General features: G+C 50.6%; 26 protein-coding genes. 18 read left to right on the top strand and 8 right to left on the bottom strand.

Annotation, left to right across the window (positions count from 1 at the left end):
* Window position 1 precedes the first annotated feature (1 nt).
* The 6 genes from BLT35_RS05915 to BLT35_RS05890 all read left to right on the top strand — a co-directional run bounded on the left by BLT35_RS05915 (window position 2) and on the right by BLT35_RS05890 (window position 4,976).
* Window positions 2-340, top strand: a complete 339-nt coding sequence (locus BLT35_RS05915; RefSeq protein WP_074727282.1) for a Na(+)/H(+) antiporter subunit C — start codon at window positions 2-4, stop codon at window positions 338-340.
* The gene (locus BLT35_RS05910; protein ID WP_074727281.1) at window positions 333-1,808 is read left to right on the top strand and encodes a Na+/H+ antiporter subunit D; all 1,476 of its coding nucleotides are present in this window, start codon (window positions 333-335) and stop codon (window positions 1,806-1,808) included. The genes BLT35_RS05915 and BLT35_RS05910 overlap by 8 nt, the downstream gene beginning before the upstream one ends.
* Before the next feature lie 6 nt (window positions 1,809-1,814).
* On the top strand, window positions 1,815-2,291 hold the full coding sequence (locus BLT35_RS05905) for a Na+/H+ antiporter subunit E (RefSeq protein WP_074727280.1): 477 nt from the start codon (window positions 1,815-1,817) through the stop codon (window positions 2,289-2,291).
* Window positions 2,291-2,587 carry a Na(+)/H(+) antiporter subunit F1 gene (locus tag BLT35_RS05900; RefSeq protein ID WP_074727279.1) on the top strand — a complete coding sequence of 99 codons (297 nt, stop codon included), beginning with the start codon at window positions 2,291-2,293 and terminating at the stop codon, window positions 2,585-2,587. Before BLT35_RS05905 ends, BLT35_RS05900 begins: the two co-directional genes overlap by 1 nt.
* On the top strand, window positions 2,559-2,939 hold the full coding sequence (mnhG, locus tag BLT35_RS05895) for a monovalent cation/H(+) antiporter subunit G (protein ID WP_074727278.1): 381 nt from the start codon (window positions 2,559-2,561) through the stop codon (window positions 2,937-2,939). The genes BLT35_RS05900 and mnhG overlap by 29 nt, the downstream gene beginning before the upstream one ends.
* Before the next feature lie 405 nt (window positions 2,940-3,344).
* The gene (locus BLT35_RS05890; RefSeq protein ID WP_217634697.1) at window positions 3,345-4,976 is read left to right on the top strand and encodes a sensor histidine kinase; all 1,632 of its coding nucleotides are present in this window, start codon (window positions 3,345-3,347) and stop codon (window positions 4,974-4,976) included.
* Here the strand turns inward: BLT35_RS05890 and BLT35_RS05885 are convergent.
* From BLT35_RS05885 to BLT35_RS05870, 4 genes are all read right to left on the bottom strand, one after another.
* Window positions 4,910-5,704 carry a DUF444 family protein gene (locus BLT35_RS05885; protein ID WP_302621125.1) on the bottom strand — a complete coding sequence of 265 codons (795 nt, stop codon included), beginning with the start codon at window positions 5,702-5,704 and terminating at the stop codon, window positions 4,910-4,912. The genes BLT35_RS05890 and BLT35_RS05885 overlap by 67 nt on opposite strands.
* A 257-nt stretch (window positions 5,705-5,961) precedes the next feature.
* Window positions 5,962-7,338, bottom strand: a complete 1,377-nt coding sequence (locus BLT35_RS05880; protein WP_074727276.1) for an MFS transporter — start codon at window positions 7,336-7,338, stop codon at window positions 5,962-5,964.
* Between the two features lie 15 nt (window positions 7,339-7,353).
* Window positions 7,354-7,566: a MarR family transcriptional regulator gene (locus tag BLT35_RS05875; protein ID WP_074727275.1), complete on the bottom strand. Its 213-nt coding sequence runs from the start codon at window positions 7,564-7,566 to the stop codon at window positions 7,354-7,356.
* Between the two features lie 92 nt (window positions 7,567-7,658).
* Entirely contained in the window at window positions 7,659-8,324 is a 666-nt protein-coding gene (locus BLT35_RS05870; RefSeq protein ID WP_054817143.1) for a 3'-5' exonuclease, read from the bottom strand.
* A gap of 482 nt (window positions 8,325-8,806) precedes the next feature.
* Between BLT35_RS05870 and BLT35_RS05865 the strand changes: the two genes are divergently transcribed.
* From BLT35_RS05865 to BLT35_RS05845, 5 genes are all read left to right on the top strand, one after another.
* The gene (locus BLT35_RS05865; RefSeq protein ID WP_074727274.1) at window positions 8,807-9,832 is read left to right on the top strand and encodes a tripartite tricarboxylate transporter substrate binding protein; all 1,026 of its coding nucleotides are present in this window, start codon (window positions 8,807-8,809) and stop codon (window positions 9,830-9,832) included.
* Window positions 9,833-9,850: 18 nt separating this feature from the next.
* Entirely contained in the window at window positions 9,851-10,315 is a 465-nt protein-coding gene (locus BLT35_RS05860; protein ID WP_074727273.1) for a tripartite tricarboxylate transporter TctB family protein, read from the top strand.
* A gap of 12 nt (window positions 10,316-10,327) precedes the next feature.
* Window positions 10,328-11,857, top strand: a complete 1,530-nt coding sequence (locus BLT35_RS05855) for a tripartite tricarboxylate transporter permease (protein WP_062406870.1) — start codon at window positions 10,328-10,330, stop codon at window positions 11,855-11,857.
* Between the two features lie 112 nt (window positions 11,858-11,969).
* On the top strand, window positions 11,970-12,656 hold the full coding sequence (locus BLT35_RS05850; protein ID WP_082660622.1) for a GntR family transcriptional regulator: 687 nt from the start codon (window positions 11,970-11,972) through the stop codon (window positions 12,654-12,656).
* Window positions 12,657-12,704: 48 nt separating this feature from the next.
* Entirely contained in the window at window positions 12,705-14,048 is a 1,344-nt protein-coding gene (locus tag BLT35_RS05845; protein WP_074727272.1) for an MmgE/PrpD family protein, read from the top strand.
* 107 nt (window positions 14,049-14,155) lie between these two features.
* On the opposite strand, the gene BLT35_RS05840 is transcribed toward BLT35_RS05845, so the two are convergent.
* From BLT35_RS05840 to BLT35_RS05830, 3 genes are all read right to left on the bottom strand, one after another.
* Entirely contained in the window at window positions 14,156-14,998 is an 843-nt protein-coding gene (locus BLT35_RS05840; RefSeq protein WP_074727271.1) for a 1,4-dihydroxy-6-naphtoate synthase, read from the bottom strand.
* Window positions 14,995-15,705: a futalosine hydrolase gene (locus BLT35_RS05835; RefSeq protein ID WP_074727270.1), complete on the bottom strand. Its 711-nt coding sequence runs from the start codon at window positions 15,703-15,705 to the stop codon at window positions 14,995-14,997. The genes BLT35_RS05840 and BLT35_RS05835 overlap by 4 nt, the downstream gene beginning before the upstream one ends.
* 168 nt (window positions 15,706-15,873) lie before the next feature.
* Window positions 15,874-16,089: a hypothetical protein gene (locus BLT35_RS05830; RefSeq protein WP_054817149.1), complete on the bottom strand. Its 216-nt coding sequence runs from the start codon at window positions 16,087-16,089 to the stop codon at window positions 15,874-15,876.
* A 221-nt stretch (window positions 16,090-16,310) separates the two neighbouring features.
* On the opposite strand from BLT35_RS05830, the gene BLT35_RS05825 reads away from it, so the two are divergent.
* Both BLT35_RS05825 and BLT35_RS05820 read left to right on the top strand, forming a co-directional pair.
* On the top strand, window positions 16,311-16,613 hold the full coding sequence (locus BLT35_RS05825; protein ID WP_054817150.1) for a hypothetical protein: 303 nt from the start codon (window positions 16,311-16,313) through the stop codon (window positions 16,611-16,613).
* A gap of 33 nt (window positions 16,614-16,646) precedes the next feature.
* Complete coding sequence (locus BLT35_RS05820) at window positions 16,647-17,030, top strand: DUF423 domain-containing protein (RefSeq protein ID WP_074727269.1); 384 nt, start codon at window positions 16,647-16,649, stop codon at window positions 17,028-17,030.
* Between the two features lie 276 nt (window positions 17,031-17,306).
* Here the strand turns inward: BLT35_RS05820 and BLT35_RS05815 are convergent, their stop codons facing one another.
* The gene (locus BLT35_RS05815) at window positions 17,307-17,807 is read right to left on the bottom strand and encodes a hypothetical protein (protein WP_083351207.1); all 501 of its coding nucleotides are present in this window, start codon (window positions 17,805-17,807) and stop codon (window positions 17,307-17,309) included.
* A 156-nt stretch (window positions 17,808-17,963) separates the two neighbouring features.
* Here BLT35_RS05815 and BLT35_RS05810 point away from each other — a divergent pair, with 156 nt between their 5' ends.
* From BLT35_RS05810 to BLT35_RS05790, 5 genes are all read left to right on the top strand, one after another.
* A complete protein-coding gene (locus BLT35_RS05810; protein WP_054817153.1) occupies window positions 17,964-18,266 on the top strand; it encodes a YunC family protein in 303 nt (100 codons plus the stop codon).
* Between the two features lie 199 nt (window positions 18,267-18,465).
* Window positions 18,466-19,179, top strand: a complete 714-nt coding sequence (locus tag BLT35_RS05805; RefSeq protein WP_074727342.1) for a FadR/GntR family transcriptional regulator — start codon at window positions 18,466-18,468, stop codon at window positions 19,177-19,179.
* 123 nt (window positions 19,180-19,302) lie between these two features.
* Complete coding sequence (locus BLT35_RS05800) at window positions 19,303-20,052, top strand: (Fe-S)-binding protein (RefSeq protein ID WP_062406886.1); 750 nt, start codon at window positions 19,303-19,305, stop codon at window positions 20,050-20,052.
* Complete coding sequence (locus BLT35_RS05795) at window positions 20,030-21,535, top strand: LutB/LldF family L-lactate oxidation iron-sulfur protein (protein WP_074727268.1); 1,506 nt, start codon at window positions 20,030-20,032, stop codon at window positions 21,533-21,535. The genes BLT35_RS05800 and BLT35_RS05795 overlap by 23 nt, the downstream gene beginning before the upstream one ends.
* On the top strand, window positions 21,528-22,313 hold the full coding sequence (locus BLT35_RS05790) for a LutC/YkgG family protein (protein ID WP_074727267.1): 786 nt from the start codon (window positions 21,528-21,530) through the stop codon (window positions 22,311-22,313). Before BLT35_RS05795 ends, BLT35_RS05790 begins: the two co-directional genes overlap by 8 nt.
* Window positions 22,314-22,341: the final 28 nt, after the last annotated feature.

The raw sequence follows: 22,341 nt of genomic DNA, 5'->3' as shown, positions 1-22,341 counted from the left end.
TATGGAAATTCTCATGTCCGTCACCATCGGCGTGTTGTTCACAGTTGGGACTTATCTGATTTTGAGCCGCAGTCTGCTCCGAATTATCTTGGGAACTAACATCATCACCCATGGAGTGCATCTGCTTCTTCTTACGATGTCAAGATTGAAGACGGGAGCCGCGCCGCTGTTAGGAGAGAACTCGGTGGCCTACACCGATCCTTTGCCGCAGGCGTTGATCCTGACTTCAATTGTAATCAGTTTCGGTGTAACGTCGTTATTTTTTGTACTTGCGTACAGGGCGTACCGTGAACTTGGGACGGACGATATGGAACAGTTAAGGGGACAAGATGATGAGTAATTTGATCGTACTGCCGCTGTTGATACCTCTTGTTACAGCAATCATTCTCATTTTTTTCAGCAATATTGCCATACAGCGCCGGATTACCGGTTTCAGTGTGCTGTTGAACGTTGCCGTATCGGCTTACATGGTGCAGCAGGTGCAAAGTAAAGGGATCCATACCTTGTATATGAGCGGATGGCTTCCTCCCTTCGGTATTGTGTTCGTAGCGGACATGTTTGCCGCTCTGCTGGTGCTGACCACGGCAATCATAGGCGCCGCGTGCTTGTTTTATGCGTTTGGCAGCATCGGAGAAGCAAAAGAAAAGCATTATTTTTATACGTTCAGCCAGTTTCTCCTGGTTGGGGTTATCGGATCCTTCTTAACGGGAGACATCTTTAATCTGTTCGTCTGTTTTGAAGTCATGCTGATCTCTTCCTACGCGTTGATTGTTCTTGGAGGGACAAAGCTGCAGCTGAGAGAATCGCTCAAGTATATCCTTATTAATATTCTTTCCTCAGCGCTGTTTGTAGCTTCCGTTGCTTACCTGTACGCCGCAGTGGGTACACTCAACATGGCTCATCTGTCCGCCCGTGTGGCGGAGGCGGGGCAAGGCGGTATTTTGACCGTGACAGCGATTTTATTTCTCATCGTATTCGGGTTAAAGGCGGGCTTGTTTCTGTTCTTTTGGCTGCCGGGCTCCTATAGTACGCCTCCCGCTGCGATTTCCGCGCTGTTCGGCGGCTTGCTGACCAAGGTTGGAGTATATGCCATCATCCGGACCTTTACACTTATTTTTTATCACGAGCCGGGGGTCACGCATACCATTATCGTCTGGATGGCCGCTGCAACCATGATTCTGGGAGCGATTGGCGCCCTTGCTTACCGGGATATTAACCGAATTATGATCTATAATATCGTGGTTTCCGTAGGCTTTATCTGTTTTGGTCTGGCTGTGGCAAACAAGGCCGCACTCGAAGGGGTTGTGTACTATCTTGTGCACGATATGATTGCCAAGGCGTTGTTGTTTCTGCTGGGCGGTTCTTTAATCGCAGCGGCAGGCTCAGCTCAACTGAAGGATATAGGCGGCTTGATTAAACGTCATCCTGTCATGGGATGGATGTTTTTCGTAACGGCGCTGGCGATTGTCGGGGTTCCTCCGCTTAGCGGCTTCATTGGGAAGCTGTTAATTGTGCAAGGCGGTTTGGAAGGCGCTCATTACTGGCTTACAGGTATCGGTCTTGCCTCCAGCTTGCTCGTTTTATATTCGCTGATGAATATTTTTATGAACGGTTTTTGGGGAGAGTTTCGTTTGACTCGTGAACCGGAGCAGGGCTTGCCTAAATGTCTCTTGACCCCGGCTGCGTTTCTTCTTGTTCTTATCGTTTTGCTTGGTGCAGGCGCTGAATGGGTGTATCCTTATGTGTCTCAGGCAGGGGATGTACTGCTTTATCCGCAGTTGTATATAGATGCGGTGCTAAAGGGGTAGATGATCATGGCATTTCAAATCATATTGAATTTAATCATCGCTTTTGTCTGGATGTTTCTCAACAACGCATGGGATTTCTCCAATTTTTTCATGGGTTATTTATTGGGTCTTGCCTTTGTTTATGCGTTAAGACGTTTTTTTTATGATGATTTTTATATGCGGAGATTGTGGGCGATATGGAAGCTGCTGGTGTTGTTCCTGAAGGAATTAGTGCTCTCCAATGTGACGGTTATCCGACAAATTCTTCGACCGAAGCTCGATATAAGGCCGGGCATTTTCGCATTCCAGACCGAGCTCGATTCCGATTGGGAAATTACATTGCTCGCTTGTTTAATTACTCTCACACCAGGAACGCTGACATTAGAGGTTTCTCCGGACCCACGCACCCTGTATATTCACGCCATGGATATTCATGATGCCGAGCTGTTGGCGGAGCAAATCAAAGGAACATTCGAGAAGGCCATCATGGAGGTGACGAGATAATGCTGTCTGAGATGTTGTTTGTCGCGTTGATCATTCTGTCACTTTCGATTCTGGGATGCATGTACCGTGTGCTGAAGGGACCGTCTATGCCGGATCGGATTATTGCTCTGGATTCGGTCGGCATACAGCTGATTGCCATTGTAGCCATCCTGTCGATTATGCTGCGAACGCAAGCCTATCTTGAAATTATACTGCTGATCGGAATCCTGGCTTTTTTGGGAACGATCGCATTCTCGAAATATATAGAAAGGGGTGTGGTCATTGAGCATGAAAGAGATCATTCTAACGATCGGTGAACCGCTGATCGGAATCCTGGTGCTCCTTGGCGCTCTCCTTAGCGCGATCAGTGCCTTTGGGCTTATCCGACTCCCCGACGTCTACCTGCGTTCGCACGCAGCCACGAAGAGCGCAACGCTCGGCGTGCTCAGCATTTTATTTGGTGCGTTTTTGTACTTTATTATTTTTGAAGGGTACACTAGTGCGAGGCTCCTGTTAGGTATCGTCTTCGTGTTCATCACCGCGCCGGTTGCCGGACATCTGATCGGACGGGCGGCTTATCGGACAGGCGTGCCCCTCTGGGAGCGGAGCGCGCAGGATGACTTGAAGGGTGTTGTGAAGCAGCGCCGCGCGGAAGAAGACCAGGAATAAGTAACTTCTTGGCAGCCAAAGCCGTTGTTTTATGGGCTGCCCTCATTGTTAACCGTTCGCGGCATCCTGGTTTTATCTGGTCTCCTATCGATGGATTTGGGGCTGTCCCATAAGTAGCTCATACTACTTACGGGAGGGCCTCTTTTTCATGGTTTTTCTTAAACGCTCCCCAAGGAATCGAAGCGGCAGGCCGCAACCATCCGCTTGATCGTCCGGCTTCGACAAATTCATACAACATCGGCTATAATTATATTTAGAACATGGTTTATCATATCGAACAGAGGTGGCCGCATGGTATTATTAAAGAAAATACCTCTCAAAACGTCCCTTGTTTTTATCCTTGTGTTGATGACATTGAGTTTCATATATTACCAGCACATGAAAGACATCATCATCCAAAATCAAATGGATCGAATGCTGCTGCTTTACAACAGCGTTCGGATGAGCCTCGAACAATCGGCGACCGGTGAGAAGTTTGTAGAGGATCTCATCGGGCAAAACCTCCGTACTGCAGCGATAGCCGCCAAATTCAAGCTTGATCCCGATATTGGCAACATAGATAATCAAGAGCTTGTTGAGTTGAGCCGGCAGCTTGGCGTTAATCATATTACCTTATTCCAACGGACAGCGGACGATATCGTAGGTGTGAGGTCTTCAGACCCTAAAGATTTGAATGTAAGCTCCAAGGGCTGGGATACGATCTACAAAGTATTCCATCAATTGTTCGATCTTCAGGATGTGGATGTCGGCATGGGACAGGCATTGCCTCATTACTGGAGCTCTCCCTTCGACACGGCGACCTCCAACCCGGAGAGCGTGAACAAATGGGGCTATTACTATGATGGAACGACGAATTATATCATTAATCCTTTTGTACATAATACCGACTTCCGCACATATCAAAGCTTAACCGGCATTGAAGATGCCATTCGCAGGCTGACGAAAGAAAATGAACATATCGGACTGGACATATCGGTACTGAATTCGGATAAATTGATGAACCGCCAGCATCTCGGTCTGAACCCTACTCCAAGCAATTGGTATTCAGAACGGCTTGTTTTGTTTGGAAAATACCGGTACAAGTCACCCGATGACAAGGAGTTTGGCCAAAAGGCGCTTGAGACCAAGAATACCGTGTTTTATACCACGATATCCGAAGGGAAGCAGGTGTTCAAAAGCTTAACTCCGATCCATGGGGATTATATAAAATACAATGCTGCCGGGACGCCCCCTTTAATTGAAATCTCGTATGACTATACGGAGATTCAGCAGCTGTTGCAGAAACAATTCAGCAACACTTTGTTATTTATGTTGATCTGCATCGGCATTTCTCTGGCTATTATTGCTTCCATTTTTATATTGTACAACCGCAATAAAGAACTTGCCGTACAGGATGTACAGGACGCCTATGCCGGCGATATCGAAACTTTGTTTCAATCGATCAGGGAACAGCGGCACGATTTTATCAATCATATTCAAACGATCAATGCTTTTCTGACATTAAAGCAGTACGAGGAATTACATTCCTATACGAAGACGCTGGTAGACGAAATACGGGTAGTCAATGATCTGGTGAATATCAACAACCCGCCGCTCATCGCCTTGTTTCAGGCCAAACTCACGCAAGCCGAGAGCAAGCAAATTCGTTTTGAGTATGCCTTTAGCCAGATGGAAAAAGTAAAGCTGAGCCCGGTGAAGGCGACGGATATTGTCAGGCTGTTAAGCAATTTAATCGATAATGCGTTCGACGCGTCCATGGAGCTGAATCCGGAAAACAGGTTTATCCGGGTGGAAGGCGAGGTCGTCCACCATCAGCTGCAGCTCAAGGTGATGAATAGGGGGAATCCGATCGCCCCGGATATTCAGGGAAAGATGTTTCAGCCGGGCTTTACGTCAAAACAGAATGGGAAAAACTCCGGCCTGGGGCTTCATATCGTGCGGCAGCTGGTGGAACGCTATCATGGGTCCATTCAACTGAAAAGCGAGAATGGCATAACGGAATTTTCCATTTCCATTCCGTTAAAGGGAGTATTATAATTTCGATGAAAAAAAGTCTGCCTTGGGCCTTGGCCTAAGCAGACTTTGGTTCGTTTTGCCACTCCCATGGATCCGGATGTATCCATCATAGCCAGGATAAGCGCATTGGAGTGCGGCGTAACGATTTCCTCCCACGTTTTGAACCGAAGATCGTCAGGACTGATATGGTGAATCCCCGGGTCGCCCCCGCGTGCGTTTCGGCGCAGATTTTCCAGAATCGTCCGCTTCTTATCGATGTTGGACATAATTCCCTTCTTGCGGATGTCGTTAAATATAATCTCTTTCGTCGTCACATTATGTTTTTCTTTCTGCTGCAGGTTAGGAAGCTCCAGCTCTTCAAACAGCATGGACTGCAGCTCTTCCATTTGAACCTCCGCATCGTAATAATCTTCTCCGGGTTGATCACCGGCGCCCTCGCCTTTGCCCGAGCCTGAAGCAGGCTGGGGATCAACCCCCAGCACGTCGCCAACCTGACTGTCACCGTCCCCTTGACCGACATGCTTGCTCTTGTTGTAGTTATAGCGAAAACGGTATTCATCCAGACTTCGTATAGGCACCTTCACAATCTGCTTGCCGTCCGACATCACAATACTTTCGTCCGTCACCAGGTCAGGCAGGTTTTGCTTGATCGCTTCACGTACTTTTTCTTGATGTCGGGTCTGGTCTTGATACCCTTTGCGGTGCAGCGACCAGTCTTCACGGGATACGGTAAATAAAGGTTTAGTCATACGGAACACCTCCTGAAGGCTTTTTATAATGGAAATCCGTATTCAAAAGCACGAACGGTACCAGACGATAGTGAATCAAGACTTTAAAATAAGTGCTTGTTACTAAATATATTCAAGTGACCGGGGGATATGTGAGACGGACAGATGCGTATTTTTTCATTCCATCCGGGCCAATGCGTTATCTTTGTATGAAAAACGGTACAATGATGCGGCCCTTTTTTGTATGATGGTTTGAAAAATGGAACGAAAAAGCCGCTTCAGATTGTTCTTTTGACACCACGGCCCAGCCGGAAATAAAAGATGGTGCACACGACGATCACCATGAATGCCAAAACGGCAAATATGTTGCTGTAGATCAATGCCGGTCTATACAGAAGAAACGGATTGAATTGCAGTGAAGAAGTGCCGAAGTCCAGCATTTTACTGATGATTGTCGTCGCTGTGGCTCCGGAAATGAAATTCATCATCATAAGCAGGCCCATGCCTACTCCGGCCTGTTCTTTCGGCAGGGTCCGGGAAACCAGGTTGGACATGGCGATCTGCATGAACGTTTGTCCCACATTGCCGAATACAAGGAAGATCATGACAATCAACGGCGATAGTCCGGCGACAAGAGACAACGAGCTGAAAGAAATAAACAGCAGGATGACCGCAGTATAGATTAGTTGGGCATTGCCTTTTCCGTCTGCAATTTTTCCGCCCGTTTTACCGAGCAGCGATGCCGTCAGAGCTCCGGGAAACATGATGAATCCGATGACTGCCGGCGCCAAATGATTCAGGTTTGACAGCATAAGAGGAGTGATAAACGGAATTCCGAAGCTGAGTCCGGTGGAGAGAAAAGCAATAAGAATGCCGTAGGTGTACTGTTTGTTACGAAACAAAGCGGGCTGGATGAACGGATGATCGACGCTTCGGATTCGCCAAATAAACAGAACCAGCAGGATCGCTCCAATGAACATCGGCGTCCACGTTCCGTTGGTCACAGCCAGGAGCAAGAAGGCAATCGTCCCGGCCATCAATCCTCCCCCGAGGAGATCGGTTTTCTTAGCGTGCCCTTTGGCGTCGTCCAAATATTTGCGGAAAAACGGCAGCGTCAGCAAAACGAGCAGGGAAAGGCAAAAAAGAAAGCGCCAGCTGGCCAAGCTGGTCACGAAGCCGGCGACAATCGGACCGATAGCCGTACCCAGCGCGAGACCTGCCGTGGTGGTTCCAAGCGCTCTCCCCCGCTTTTCGGGAGAGAAATAACGTACGGGAATCAGCATTCCGGTTGCCGGAATAACGGAAGCCCCCATCGATTGCAGAATTCGCCCGGTGATGACCATCCAGAACTCCGTTGCCATCAGACCAACGATCGATCCCAGAGCGAAAAAGAACAGTCCGAACGTGAGCAGATCCTTCAGCCGGTACGTATCGGCCAGTTTGCCGTAGGTGACCGAACCGATGGCATAGACGATGATATATCCCGTTACGATCCAGCTGACCTGGGATGGCGAGAGATGAAATTCTTCGCTGATCGAAGGCAGTGCGACGTTGAACATCGTTGCGTTCATAACGGATAGAATCAGCGTAAAAAACATAACGCGAAGCAGTTTTTCTCCGGCCTGCGTTTGATTGACGGGTGAAGCGGTGCTCATGAAATATCCTTCTTTCTACAAATAGATCAGATTTGTACGCCTGTCCGTACCATGGGGCAGCCGTTTCACCAGGTTTCTCTTGATCATGTTATCGATTAACCGGGAGATGCTGGGCTCATCTTTTTGCGTAGAACAGGCTAACCGGTTCTGTGTCTGGCCATCCTCCTTTTCCCGTTGGCTTAAGACAGATACAAAAAATACTATAGAATAAAAAGGTTGTTTTAACAAGTTTTTTTCGGCTGATCGGCCGGCGAAGGAAAGGGACCTTCTTCATGAAGGTCCCGGATGAGCTGCAGGCTGTCATCATTGTATCTGCACCGTCAGGAAGCGTCCGGCCGCAGCAGCTTGGCAAGCGCTTGAAAAGGAGAGCTGGCCTCTTCTTCGCCTGAAGAATAAACCACCTCGCTGGAGTATGTATAATCATCCTCAGGCGCGTTGGTCTGCAGCTCGAAATCTTCAAAACGTTTGACGAATACCAAGGCGGTGTTGTACGCATCGTCCAGGGCCCGATGATGACTGCCCTCGAAAGCGATCCCCTCCATTTCCAAGGCCCGCTTCAGGCCGATCTGCTGATACACCTCGCCGCCGGCTTTTTTGGAGTACTGCCGCTGCAGATTGTTGTGGTTTTTGATCCAGTCCGGATCCAGCTTCACTTCGCGGCAGTGGCGGATCAATTGATACTTATCATCGGACCCCCACGCACACAAATAGTAGTCTTCATTCCCGATCCATTGGGTCCACAGCTCGACAGCTTCGCGAAAGTCGGGCGCCCCCGCCATATCTTCCTGCCGGATGCCGGTAAACTCCGTCGTATGCCTGGTTAGCACCGGATTCCCGGACGGCCTGACGAACGTTTGAAATTTGTCTGCAATCTGCAAGCTTCCGTTTACCTCGGCCACTTTCACGGCGCCGATCTCGATAATCTCCGCCAAATGCTGCTGCTTCCGCACGACTGTAAATTCCAAATCGTAAATGATATATATCATCGTGATAAACGCTCCTTCGAATAGATGATACATTCATTGTAACAGATTTTCGGAGCGGGCGGAGAATTTTAGAAGGCGGACGGCAAAACGGGAACAGGATCGGACTATTTTGGCCGGGTATAAAAGTACAAAAACCATATCGCGTGATACTGTTTGTCTGCAGACGCGCGGCGAAATGGTTCATAGATGCAAGAATCTTGTGTTTTGTTTGGCTTCAGTTCAATTAAACCACAACTAAACGGTATACCACTAATTTAAAATGTAAGCGTTTTAAGAATATATATTAAATAGTGAAAATGAAAGAAAATAAGAGATAATTAAGTATTTTATTTAAAAAAATAAGGATATTTTGATTTTGACTAAAAACGAGCTTTTGCGCAATAATTAGCATCAATTGGTATACCATTTAACTAAAGTGGTATACCGGTAAGAGGGGTTCGACGGTTTGTGCGATTTTTTTAAAAAAAGGGAGGATTTTAAAAATGATGAACAAAACATCGGCATCACTGCTTTTGGCTTCCGTGCTCGGGCTACAGCTGCTCACAGGTTGCGGAACAATGGCCACAGAAGGGCAGGGTCAGGGGGCAAGTCCTGCGGCGGCAGAGAAAAAAACATTAGACTTCCCGACGAAATCCGTTACGATTGTGGTTCATACGAAGGCGGGAGGTCCCACAGATACGATGGCTCGCGAATTGGCCAAAGCAGCGGAGCCGTTTTTGGGCAAACCCATACTCATTGAAAATCAACCCGGTGGAAGCGGAGCTTCCCAGATGGCGGAATTAGCTAAAGCCAAGCCGGACGGGTATACGCTTGGAACATTGACCCCTTCTCAAATCGGAATGTGGAACAGCAATTTGAAAGACCAGTTTAACGTAGACAGCTATACTTACGTATCCGGGGTGCAAATCGACCCGTATGTGATTGCTGTTCGCGCGGACAGCCCTTACAAAACGCTGCAGGATCTGGTAAAAGCCATGAAGGAAAAACCCAAAACCCTTAATGTCGGCGGGTATGGCGCAATCGGCTCGGGCCACAATGTAGCATGGAACATTTTTGCCGAAAAAGCGGGTGTGGAAGCCAACTGGGTGCCTTATGAAAGCACCGGTGAAGCGGTTACAGTTCTGTTGGGCAATAATATTGATGTAGCCAATTCCAATCCCGCTCAAGTTTCCCAATATGTCAAGAGCGGTCATTTAAGAGTGCTGGGCGTCATGTCGGATAAGCGTTTGGAAGAATGGCCCGATGTTCCGACCTATAAAGAAGCCGGATATGAAGTGGATACCTCTTGGGCACAATTCAGAGGAATTTATGCGGCTGCCGGGATCCCGGAGGAAGTCCTGGCAAAACTGAACGATGCTTTCGGGAAAGCGATGCAAACGGAAGGATTTAAGAACTATATGAAAAACTCGCAAATGGTGGACGGAACAATGGATCACAAGCAATTTACCGAGTATGTGAAAAAGCAAGACGCCTTGACGAAAGAATGGCTCGGAAAATTGAGCAAGTGATTAAAAGGGAGAGCGAACATGAATAAAACAGTGGATCGATATGCAAGTCTGGTTTTTCTGGCCATCGGAGCTGTTTTCATGTACAAAAGCAGTCAATTGGCGGCCCAAAGCTCGATTGACACAAGCGTAGGGCCCAACGTTTTCCCCTTCGGGCTTGGATTTGTTCTCGTACTGTTAAGTTTCCGGCTGTTATATGAGACCTTTCAATATAAGGGCGAGAGCAAGAAAAAGGCCGCCGCATTGGATTATAAACGATTCGGCATCATCCTGGCCGCCACCATCTTATACGTGCTGCTTCTTGAAGTTCTCGGCTATGTGATTTGTACATTTATTTTTCTTCTGATCGGTTTCCAGACGATGGAAAGAGGAAAGTGGTTCCGGTCCGTTCTGATTTCATTCTTCTTTTCCTTCGGATTGTATTATCTGTATGTCGAAGTTCTTGAAGGTACCTTACCTGGATTACCATCATGGATGGGAATTTAAAGGGGATAAAATATGGACACATTACAGTTTTTATTTACAGGCTTCGGCATCGCCTTTCAATGGCATAACTTGCTCTTCGCCTTTTTCGGGGTGCTGATCGGCACAGCGGTAGGCGTACTGCCGGGAATCGGTCCGATGAGCGGGATCGCCCTGTTAATTCCGGTGACGGCTTCGGTTACAGGCGGACTGGGTCCGGACGAGGCCGCCGCCAGCTCCATTATTTTGCTTGCAGGGGTTTATTACGGAGCGATGTACGGCGGGTCTACCACTTCCATTCTGCTTAATACGCCGGGTGAATCCTCTTCAGTCGTTACGACGTTAGACGGGCACCAAATGGCCAAGCAGGGGAGGGCAGGAGCGGCCTTGGCGATTTCGGCCATCGGATCCTTCGTGGCCGGGATCGTCGCCCTGGTGGCGTTGATCTTTCTGGCGGCTCCTTTATCCAAACTGGCGATTCGTTTCGGTCCGGCAGAATATGTCGCCTTGATGATCCTCGGTTTATGCGCGGTGAGCGGGCTGGCCGGAAAATCGATGACCAAAGCGTTGATGATGACGGTTTTCGGGCTGCTGCTGAGCACGATTGGATTAGATACCGTTTCAGGCGTTGCCCGTTTTACCTTTAATAACCCCGCATTATTTCAAGGGCTTGAATTTTTAACGGTCGCTGTCGGTTTATTCGCGCTCGGTGAAGTGTTTAAAACCATTCTCGAAGGTGATTTCAATACGGGGACCGTCGCCAAAATCCAAAAAGTGATGCCAACGAAGCAGGACATTAAAGTCAGCACCATGCCCATTATCCGCGGATCGTTATTGGGGTTTATTATTGGGGTGCTGCCCGGAGCCGGTGCAACGTTAGCTTCCTTTTTCGCCTATTCCGTAGAGAAGAAGGTGAGTAAAACGCCGGGCAAGTTCGGGCAGGGGGCCATTGAAGGGGTTGCCGCACCTGAATCCGCCAACAACGCAGCGTCGGGGGGAGCGATGATCCCGCTCCTTACCCTTGGCATTCCCGGCTCGGGAACGACGGCTATTCTCATGGGCGCCTTGATTATGTACAACGTGCAGCCGGGTCCTTTGTTGTTTGAGGAGCATCCGACCATCGCCTGGGGACTCATCGCCAGTATGTTTATCGGGAATGTCATGCTGCTGATCCTGAATATGCCGCTTGTGAAGATATTTGCCAAAATTATCGAAACGCCGCCCAAATATTTGATACCCATGATTATAGCCATCTCGATTTTCGGCGTGTACGCCGTGCAGGTATCTGTTTTTGATCTTATGCTGTTGATCGTCTGCGGCCTTGTCGGTTATTTCTTCACTCAGCACGATTTTCCGTTGGCACCCATTGTGCTGGGCCTGGTGTTGGGGCCCATGATTGAAAATAATTTGCGCCGGGCACTGATTACGACCAATGGAAATTATATGATTTTTGTAGAAAGACCGGGCTCCCTGATTTTATTATCCATCGCCGCATTGTGGATCCTGATTCCCATCGTGCTGAAAATGAAAGGGAAAAAAGTGATTGTGAATGACGAGGCGGCTTAAGCGTTGCAAAAATCGACAATTTAACCCGATCCGGGCTTCCCTCTCTCATGAGAACGTCAAGCAGGTTGAAAAATGGAAAAAACATGAGAAAATAATGAAACAACACATTTGAGTGGGGGATGTACAATTGGCGGAGGAATTCAACACCAAAGTAGACGGAGTATATGAGTATATTTTTGATGCGATCAAAAGGGGGGATTTTCATTCGGATAAGATTCTTTCGGAGCGTGAATTAGGCAATTTGCTCGGCGTTAGCCGAACGCCCATTCGCGAAGCTTTTCGTAAACTGGAAAAAGAGGGACTGGTACAGTACGAGCCTCATAAAGGCGTCAGGGTCATCTCTTTCTCTCATGAAAAAATACGCCACCTGTATGAAGTCAGGGAAATGCTAGAAGGCTTGGGAGCCCGGTTGTTATCCCAGCACCCCAACCAATCCGCTATTCAAAGGCTTCACAAGCTGTTGGAGCAGGCCGAGCAGGCGGCGGAACAAGGCAATATCGCCCTGTTATCCAAAATTAACGCCCAATTTCATATGGGTATTGCATCAGGCTCCGAAAATGTGTATTTAATCCATGCCTTGCAAACGCTGCAGTCCCATATCACCATTATTATGGCCAAGTCTCTTTCGCAAAGCGGCAGACCCGTGGAAAACCTGAAGGAGCATTGGCTGATACTCAATGCCATTGAGAGCAGAGACCCGGAATTGGCAGAGGTGACGGCCAAATTCCATATTCGGAATGCATATTCCAATGCCATAAAACAACTCGATCGCCGCAATGAAGATAACGATGCCCCCTAACTGGCAGGGGGAATTCATAAAAAATAGGATGAATAGGGAGAGAACAAGATGATTACACAAACGCTGGTACACAATTGCCTAAATACAAAGTGGGAAGATATTCCGCAGGAAGTCATTCAGCATGCAAAGAAAAGTATTTTAAATTGGATGGGCGTTGCCGTCGGTGCGGCTTATCATCCTTCGGTAGACATGCTGTTGAGCTTGAAGGAAGACCTACAGTCTACCGAACAGGTGTCTATTTTTGGGAGAAAAGAGAAGGCCGATATATTGTTCTCCAGCTTGATTAACGGCATGAGCTCTCACATTTTCGATTATGATGACACCCATCTGGATACGATCCATCATCCCAGCGGACCCGTGGCCCCTGTTTGCTTTGCGCTGGCTGAAAAATACGGCCTGAGCGGCAAACAAGTACTGCGTGCTTTTATTCTTGGAGTAGAAGCGGAGCTGCGGATCAGCAATGCCGTTTATCCAAGTCATTATCATCTGGGATGGCATATTACGAGTACGGCCGGTGTATTCGGCTCCGCCATTGCCGCAGGAATATTGCTGGAATTGAATGAAGAGCAAATGCTGTATGCTTTAGGTATAGCCGGAACCCAAGCATTTGGGCTGCGTGAAATGTTCGGCACGATGACCAAGCCTTTCCACCCCGGAAAAGCGGCCGAGAACGGATTGCTTGCCGCATTGCTGGCACAAAAAGGATTTACCAGCTCCAAGCAAGTTCTTGAAGCCAAAAGGGGCTTCGCCAATGTATTGGCACCGGAACATGATCTCGACAAGGTCAACGTGAATTGGGGAACCCAGTGGGAAACGCTTAAAAATGCATTTAAACCTTATGCCTGCGGTATCGTTCTTCATCCGGCCATTGATGCGTGCATTGCCTTGGGGAAAAAAGTTGCCGATCCCGCTCTTGTAAAAGAAATCGAAATTACCGTCAATCCATACGTGCTTGAGTTGACGGGAAAACCTGAGCCGCAAACCGGATTGGAAGGGAAATTCAGTATCTACCATACAGGAGCTATTGCTTTTCTCGATGGCGATGCCAGTGAAGAACAGTATCAGGATGCCAAAGTGCTGGATCCGCGGACGATCGAATTCAGAAATAAAATCAAACCCGTGGTCAATGAAGCATTCGAAGAGGACGAATGTGCAGCGAAGCTCACCACAGTAGACGGGAATGTGATTGAATACCGGGTGAAGCATGCTACAGGCAGTATTGAAAATCCGATGACAGACGAGATGCTCTGCAGCAAATTCAGAAAATTGGTGAAAGGAATCCTGGACAGCGAGAATACAGAGGCTATCATTCAGAAGCTCTATGAGCTGGACTCGGTAGAAGATATCAATGAGATTATTCCATACTGCACCCAATCCAAAGTATCTGCGTAAATACTTGATCTTTTAATCCCCTTCTTCAAGGGGACAGAACCCTTATAACCCAACCAAAAGAAACCCTCCGTACCATAGATCGCATGGTTCCGGAGGGTTTTTACGTTTCAATGATTTTTGTTTCTTAAAGCGGCAAAATCAACCGCCGGTATCAGTCCTTCTTCAAACGCCCTGCGGAGCAAAGTCGTAACCGCGGCGTATCCGTCTTCGCCTAAGTCCGCGGTGAATTCGTTAACGTATAAATCGATGTGAGCTTGCGCGACTTTGGGATCCATTTCCTGAGCGTGACTCAGGATGTAATCCCGTGACGCTTCCGGATGTGCCCAGGCATATTCGACAGACGCACGGGTCCACCGGGCAATGGCATCAAGGTCCAGAGAACGATGGGCTATGATCGCACCCAGCGGAATGGGAAAGCCGGTATCACCCTCCCACCAGTTTCCCAGGTCGACCAGAAGAGAAAGCCCGTACGACGGGTAGGTGAAGCGCGCTTCGTGGATAACCAATCCGGCGTCGATCGAGCCGTCTCGTACCGCTGGCATGATTTCGTGAAATGGCATCACCACAATCTCGCCCACGCCTCCAGGTACTTGCTGGGCCGCCCACAGCCGAAACAGCAGATAGGCGGTCGAGCGTTCGCTTGGCACCGCAATCCGCCGGCCGGACAATATCGAAGGGTCATTCGTGCCGTCCTTCGTCAGCACCAGCGGCCCGCAGCCTCTGCCGAGCGCGCCGCCGCACGGTAAGAGGGCATATTCGGACATCGCCCAAGGTAGAGCCGCATAGGAGATTTTAAGCACTTCCGGCCCGCTGCCATTGGCCGCCAGGTTATTGGTGATATCGATGTCTGCATACTGCACGTCCAGCTTCGGCGCACCGGGCAGCAGCCCATGCGCCCAGGCATGAAAAACAAAAGTATCGTTGGGACAAGGTGAAAAGGCGATTTTCATAGTTGAGCCTCCCTCAGGATTGTACTTGCTGCTTCTAACGCATTCAGGGCGTCCCCGATTCGCCACGCGTCACGGTCCCTTGGGCCAACCGGGTTGGAAATCGCGCGGATTTCCAAAACGGGTATGCCAAATTTGACGGCGGCCGCAGCCACGCCATAACCTTCCATTCCTTCTGCAGCGGCACCCGGGATCCGGGCGGACAGTGCTGCAGCGGTAGCGGCCGTACCCGTTACCGTCGACACCGTCAGGACCGGACCCGTATGTACCGGCAGCCCGGCATTCCGGAGTGCCTCCGTCACCCGTTCAACCAGGCTGCCGTGGGCGTGTACGCGGGCTGTACCGAACCCCAGCTTGTCCAGACTGACGAAGCCCTCGGGGGTCTCGGCTCCCAGATCGGCGGCGACCATCTCCTCGGCGACAACCAGGGAGCCGATGGGAGCCCGTCCCGGGAACCCGCCGCCGATTCCGGCGCTAATCACCAGGTCATAATCGGACTTGGCCGACGCCAGGACCGCCGCAGTGCCGACTGCGGCGGCTATCGGACCAACGCCTGCTGCCAGGACGTCAAATCGGCCGTCCCCCTTCAGCCCCCGGCATATCGCATCCTTCTCGGCGTCGACGGCCGTTATCACAAGAATCCGTTTTCTCCGTTCCTCCGGCCCGGAGTTAGGGAAAAGCGACGCATCCTCGATGTGATAGATTTCCATTGGTATAATCCCCTTTTTCGTCTTTCAAAAAAGCGTAATGCGTAAAGGAGTTTACTCCCGGTCGTGTATCAAACATTATTATTATAGTACTTCAGCCGGACTTGAACAAATGCTGCCAAGCCATGACCTTCTGAAATGCCGGATACTTGCCCACCGGTTAACGGAGAGTCAGCCGTAAGCTTTGCCTTTGGTCAGTATACAGGGTACGCCTTTACCCACAGCACCGGGCAGCGACATTTTTTGCAGGTAGCGCCGTCCTCTTTCGCATTTGAGACAGCGTGCGCAGACATCTGAGGTGACAACCTTCATATTGAACCGGTTTTTATCAATGGAGGATGGGGGGGTTTTCTTTTTGAAATTTTTGTTTTTGCTCACCGTTTTCATCTCCTAAGGCTTGGATGTTGCATATTATGACGGAATGCTTCGTTTTGCCACCCGAGCGGAAAGCCGGAGATCGTTTTTTTGCTGAGCTCGAAATGATGATGTCAAATCCTGTTGAAAAAAAGAGGAATGCAGGGATGCCGTGTTGAATCACTAAAGGTATTCGGGGTACGGATTCATAAGCCGGCCGTACGGCGGTACCCTTTAACCGAAGGAGGAAGGCAATGAAGTATATGATCTGCCAAATGGTCAAAATTGTAGATATGAATGACGAGATCATGTCTGAGGTCTTGTTCAACCATGGAGAATATGAAGCGGCGATGCTGTCCGTAGGGTCTACCGTGGTTTCATATCCGTTGGGACTTAAAGAATTTGAAGTGGTACATGATAAAAGAGAAGGCAGACGGGAGCGCTTCAGGGTGATTGATGTCGAATTCGATTTGATCGCTCAACCGACGTCTACCCGTGTCTTTCTTGAACCGGTCACTTTGATCATCGGTCAGCATGATGTCGGACAGATGGTTTAAGCGGGTCCGAAGAGATGGGGGGGTGAGCAGAGAATGAACAGAACGTTTGTCGCCATCGGCAGCATCTGCGCGCTTTTGTCCGTCGCGTTCGGCGCGTTCGGTGCGCATGGATTGAAAGAGGTGTTGACGCCGAACATGCTGGCAAACTACCAGACCGGCGTGCAGTACCAAATGATGCATTCGCTGGGGCTGATCGCCATAGGACTGTGCGCATCGATTCTTCCGGCCGGCGGACATCTGCGCCGTGCAGGGTGGTTTATGCTGATCGGCATCATCTTGTTCTCGGGAAGTCTTTATGTTTTGAGTATAACGGGCATTACGGCACTCGGAGCGATTACTCCGATCGGGGGCATTGCCTTTTTGTTGGGGTGGCTGTTTCTGGCGCTTGCGGCTTGGAAAAGCCCGTCCGAATCATAATTCAACACAGAGATCGTCCGGTGCACCGGGCGTTTTTTTATGCTTTCGGAGCAGCCGTAATGGCTGCCGACCGATAAGTTGCGGATCGGCATCTCCTTCGTCGGGGAAGGGCGTCACCCAAGGCGGCGATGCGAACATTGCAGCCGTCCATGATGCCGATGACAGCACATCGGAGTCTGCGTGTGAGCGCCGAAAGGGGTGAAACGGAAGAAGAGCTTGAATTCCTGCGGAGTCATCTGTGCAATGAAGTTCAAGGCTATTCTTCGTACTTACCCATTAGTGAATTTCATAATCGTCGATTTCGTTGATTTTAAACAGATAGACTTTTTTCTCGTCTACATGATAGACCGTCACGTTCCCGCTTGCCGAGTCTACGCTGATGATCCGACAGGGCATGCTGAGCTTGATGCCCTTGCCCTTGACGACGGACAGCCGGAGCAGGGTATTGTTCTGCTGGAACGTCATCATTTTTTCCCAGATCAGCTTGTGAGGATCGTTCTCCTGAAGGGAAGGCTCATTGGCCTTGCCGTCTCTCTTGTCTTCGGGCGAAGATGTCGTCGACTCTGCCCGCACGGTACTTTTTTTGATCACCGTTTCATTCAGAGCCTTTTTGATTTTTTTACCTAATTCCACCCCTTGCTTGATTTGATAATCCTCGACATCGTTGGTATTCAACAAGTGCAGCAGTGTTTCCAAGGCACGCCCGTTGGTTTCATCCTCTATCATGATGTCTACGTTGAACAAAAATTTGCGCTTGCGCGGATTGACTTTCTCCATAGGCGTCTCCTCTTAATTGAAATAGGTATATTATACTATACCACTATTTTATCATGAAAAGCAGCAGGGACCTTATAGATGCATAACGTCAATGGCACGCATGGGGCAGAGCATACATATACTGACAGCACAAGGTCATTAAGAGGAGTGCTTATCATGATGCGATTGGAACCGATTGATATGGGAGGACGCATCGCTCTCGCGGTCGAAGTGAAGCTGCCCAAAACAACGCTGCTCGCCGTGACTACGGATAGAGGCTATATCATGTGCGGGGCCTTAGACGTCGGACTATTGAACGAGCGGCTGAAAGAAAGAGGGATTATCGCCGGTCGGGCAACGGGGGTCAGGACGATTGAGGAGCTGCTGGAAGCCCCCTTGGAATCTGTAACCTATGGTGCGGTGGAGCTCGGCATCGTGCCGGGGATGATCGGAAAAGATGCGGTTGCACGGATGTTTTAACCAAAGGAAAGCCGCCGGGCGTTGTTCGGCGGTTTATTTTTAGCACATAGATAATCCGGGGGCTTGGAAGGTGCCGGGCGGCGTTGAATGGACGGTTTGGGTATGGGAAGGCCCGGGGACGCGATCCCGTCTGGTTGTGCTCCTTGAGAATCCGGGTATAATGAATATCGGAGGCAACGACAGACAGGGGGAGTCATGGTTGGAAATCCAAAAGATCAGAACGCACAAAATCTATGAAGCCATAGCGGAGCAAATCAAGGAGCAGATTGTGTCTGGCGGATTGAAGCCCGGAGAGAAGCTCCCTTCAACGAAAGAGCTGTCCGAACGCTTTCAGGTAGGCCGCTCAACTGTCAGGGAAGCGCTCAGCGCCCTGAAGGCCATGGGGCTGGTAGAGATTTATCAGGGCGAGGGCAGCTATGTGCGAAGTATCGAATCGCGGGATGTGGGGCTGCCGGAGTTCGATTCGCTGCTGATGAGCAAGGAGACGGTGCTGGAGCTGATCGAGGCGCGGAAGGCGCTGGAGATTGCCGGGGCAGGTATGGCGGCCGAGAAGCGGACGGACGAGGATCTTCGTAAATTTGAGGCGGTGCTGAAGCGGATGGAGGCATACCTCGGCGATGAGGAAGAAGGAGAACGGTCGGACATCGAATTTCACTTGATCTTGTCCGAGGCCACACATAATTCAATCATGGTCCGGCTGATCGATTCGATCTCGTCCCAGATGCAGACGGCGATCCGTGAGACCCGCAGGCTGGAGATGTACGCCAACCGCCAGGTATCCATACGGCTTTGGCAGGAGCATCAAGCGGTATATGAAGCCATTCGCGGCCAAAATGCGGCGGCGGCACAAGAACAAATGGGGCGCCATCTGGCCCACGTCGAGCAGATCCTGCTGAAATTTCTGAAAAAGTAGTGCCGTCGGCATGGAAGCGAGATTGGAGGAACGCCCCGAAATGGACCCGACCCCCTTTTCAAAACGTAACTTATCTGATAACCTGATAAGTGAGTGAACTCATAATGAAAAGGATGGATTCCCATGAGAGTTTCCTTATTTATTACCTGCCTGGCCGATCAGTTGTACCCGGAGGTCGGCGAGAGCGTCGTCCGGCTTTTGCACCGGTACGGCTGCGAGGTGGATTTCCCGGAGCTGCAAACCTGCTGCGGCCAGCCTGCATACAACAGCGGCTATCAAGATGAAGCCCGTGAAGTGGCGCGCAATTGGATTCGCGCATTCGAGCACAGCGATTATGTGGTATCGCCGTCGGGCTCCTGTACGGGAATGGTGCATCATTACTATCCGTCATTGTTTGAGAACGAACCGGAATGGAAGGCAAAAGCGGAACGGCTGATTGAAAAAACGTACGAGTTTTCCCAATTTATGGTCAATGTGCTGGGGATAAAGGATTTGGCTGCGGAGTTTCCGGAAAAAGTCACTTATCATCCGTCCTGTCATGCCATGCGTCTTCTTGGCGTCAGGGAGGAGCCCGGCACGCTGCTGGCCCATGTGAAAGGGCTGGAGCTGATCGATCTACCGTATAAAGAGGACTGCTGCGGCTTCGGCGGCACGTTCGCGGTTAAAATGGCGGACATGTCGGAGGCCATGGTGTGCGAGAAAGCGGCCAACGTCTGCTCGACCAACGCCAGCGTGCTTGTCGGTACGGATATGGGCTGTCTGATGAATATCGGCGGCCGTTTAAATAAAGAAAATAAGCCGGTACGCGTCATGCATTTGGCGCAGCTGCTGGAGGAAGGGGTGAAGCGGGGTGAGTCGGCAGGTCGCAAATGAAAAGGAACTGATCGGGACAGGGCTGAAGCAGCGGACGGAGGAAGCGCTGGCGGATGATTTTCTTCGCAAAGCGGTAGCGTTTACAACCGATAAGCTGAAGACCGGCAAGAAAATGGCGACGGATGATTTTGGCCAGTGGGAGGAATGGCGGGAACGCGGACGGCAGATCCGAAAGCACGTTGTGGACAACCTGGATTACTACCTGACGCAATTCTCGGACAATGTTGCCAAGGCCGGCGGACATGTGTACTTCTGCCGTACCGGGGATGAGGCGGTCCAAACGTTCATGGGCATTGCCGAAAAACGCCGCGCCAAGCTGGTCGCCAAGGGCAAATCCATGGTGTCGGAGGAAATTCATCTGAATCGTCACCTCGAAGAACGGGGCATAGAAGCCATTGAGACGGACCTGGGTGAATATATTTTGCAGCTGGCCAAAGAAACGCCTTCCCATCTGATCATCCCGGCCATTCACAAAAACAAGCAGCAAATCGCCGACCTGTTCTCGGCAGAGGCGGGGGAATCGTTCCTGCCGGAAACCAAGGTGCTCGCCCGGTATGCCAAACAGCGGCTCCGCGACTATTTCCTCCAAGCGGATATCGGAATGACTGGCTGCAATTTCGGCGTAGCCGAATCGGGTGCGATCACGCTGGTGTCTAATGAAGGCAACGGGCGGATGGTGAGCACGATCCCCGAATGCCATGTCGTAATCATGGGAATGGAGCGGCTGGTGCCCACCTACGATGACCTTGAGGTCGTGCTGAACCTGCTTGCCAGGAGTGCGACGGGGCAGAAGCTGACCACGTATACCTCCATGATTACGGGACCGCGCCGCGAAGGGGAGCTTGACGGACCGGAGGAGCTTCATGTGATCATACTGGATAACGGGCGGTCGGCACAGCTCGGAGACCCGGTTTTTCAAGAGGTGCTGCACTGCATCCGCTGCGCGGCATGTCTGAATGTTTGTCCTGTGTACCGTCACGTGGGCGGACACACTTACGGAAGCGTATACAGCGGCCCGATCGGAGCCGTACTGACACCGCTGCTGCAGCAGGACATGAAGGAAGCGGGGCAGCTGGCCTACGCCTCCAGCTTATGCGGGGCATGCTATGAAGCGTGTCCGGTGAAGATACCGCTGCATGACATGCTTGTGCAGCTTCGGGCGCGTAAGGTGCGGCTTGGGTTGACGCCGCTGGCCGAACGCGTGGCTTTCAAGACGTTCCAGACAACGTTTGGCAGCGTCAAGCTGTATCGGATGGCGACGAAGTCCGCCTATTATCTGATGAAGCCGTTTGTGAGCAAAGGCGTGATCAAAAAAGCGCCCGGACCGGCAGCGGGCTGGACGCAGTCACGCCATTTTCCAATGAAGCCGAAGCAGTCGTTCCGCGAGCGGTGGCGGGAGCTGCAGCAGGAGCTAAAGCGGGAAAGTGCCGGACGTGCAGGCGCTTTGACAAATCGAAACGGGGAGGAGCAGCGCTATGACTAAGGGTACAATCCAAGGCAGAGATGCATTTATCGGCAGTTTGTCTTCGCGGCTTGGACGCAGCTCTGTACCTCGTACAGCTCCGGCTCATCCTTTTCGGGGCGCGCCGCAATGGTATAAAGACTTGGATCGCACAGTGGAAGAGAAAATCTCGCTGTTTACCGAGAATTGGACGGCTTTGACAGGCAAGGTGCTCATTGTGGAAGCTTCTGAGGCCAAGCAGCGGATCGGCGCATGGCTGAAGGAGATCGCTGCCGAGCTCGGTGTAACGCACGTCTCCCGTTGGGAACACGAGGAGCTGAAGGCGCTCGGATTGGATGAGGCGCTCAAGGAAGCAGGCATCGAGGTTATACCGTGGGTGGAGCCCGTCAATTCGGGCGAGCTGGAATTTCAGCCTGAGGCGGGCGTGGAGGAGCTGCCTGAATCTAACTGGGCCAAGCGCAGCGAGCTGCTGAAGCGTACGGAGCGGTGCCAGCTCGGGATCGTATGGCCGGATTATGCCGTAGCGAATACAAGCACCTTAGTGCTTCAGTGCTCTCCGCAGAGAGGCCGGTCGGTCAGCCTGTTGACGGACATTTTGTTTGCCGTGTTCCGCGCCGGCCAGCTGGTGAACCGGATGGGGGAAGCGTTTGAGCGGATTACCCGGGATAAATCGTCGCCGGAGCAGTACGCTTCATCTCTCAATCTGATCACCGGCCCGAGCCGAAGCGCGGATATCGAGAACGACCTGACGATCGGAATTCACGGCCCCGGCAAAGTATATGCCGTTATTATTAAATAAGCCTTTCACTTTCCCCGCTGATCGCACA

The sequence above is a fragment of the Paenibacillus naphthalenovorans genome, from assembly GCF_900099895.1.
GTDB lineage: Bacteria > Bacillota > Bacilli > Paenibacillales > NBRC-103111 > Paenibacillus_G > Paenibacillus_G naphthalenovorans.
Note: the sequence above shows the minus strand (reverse complement) of the source record. Positions and strands in the feature narration are given on the sequence as shown.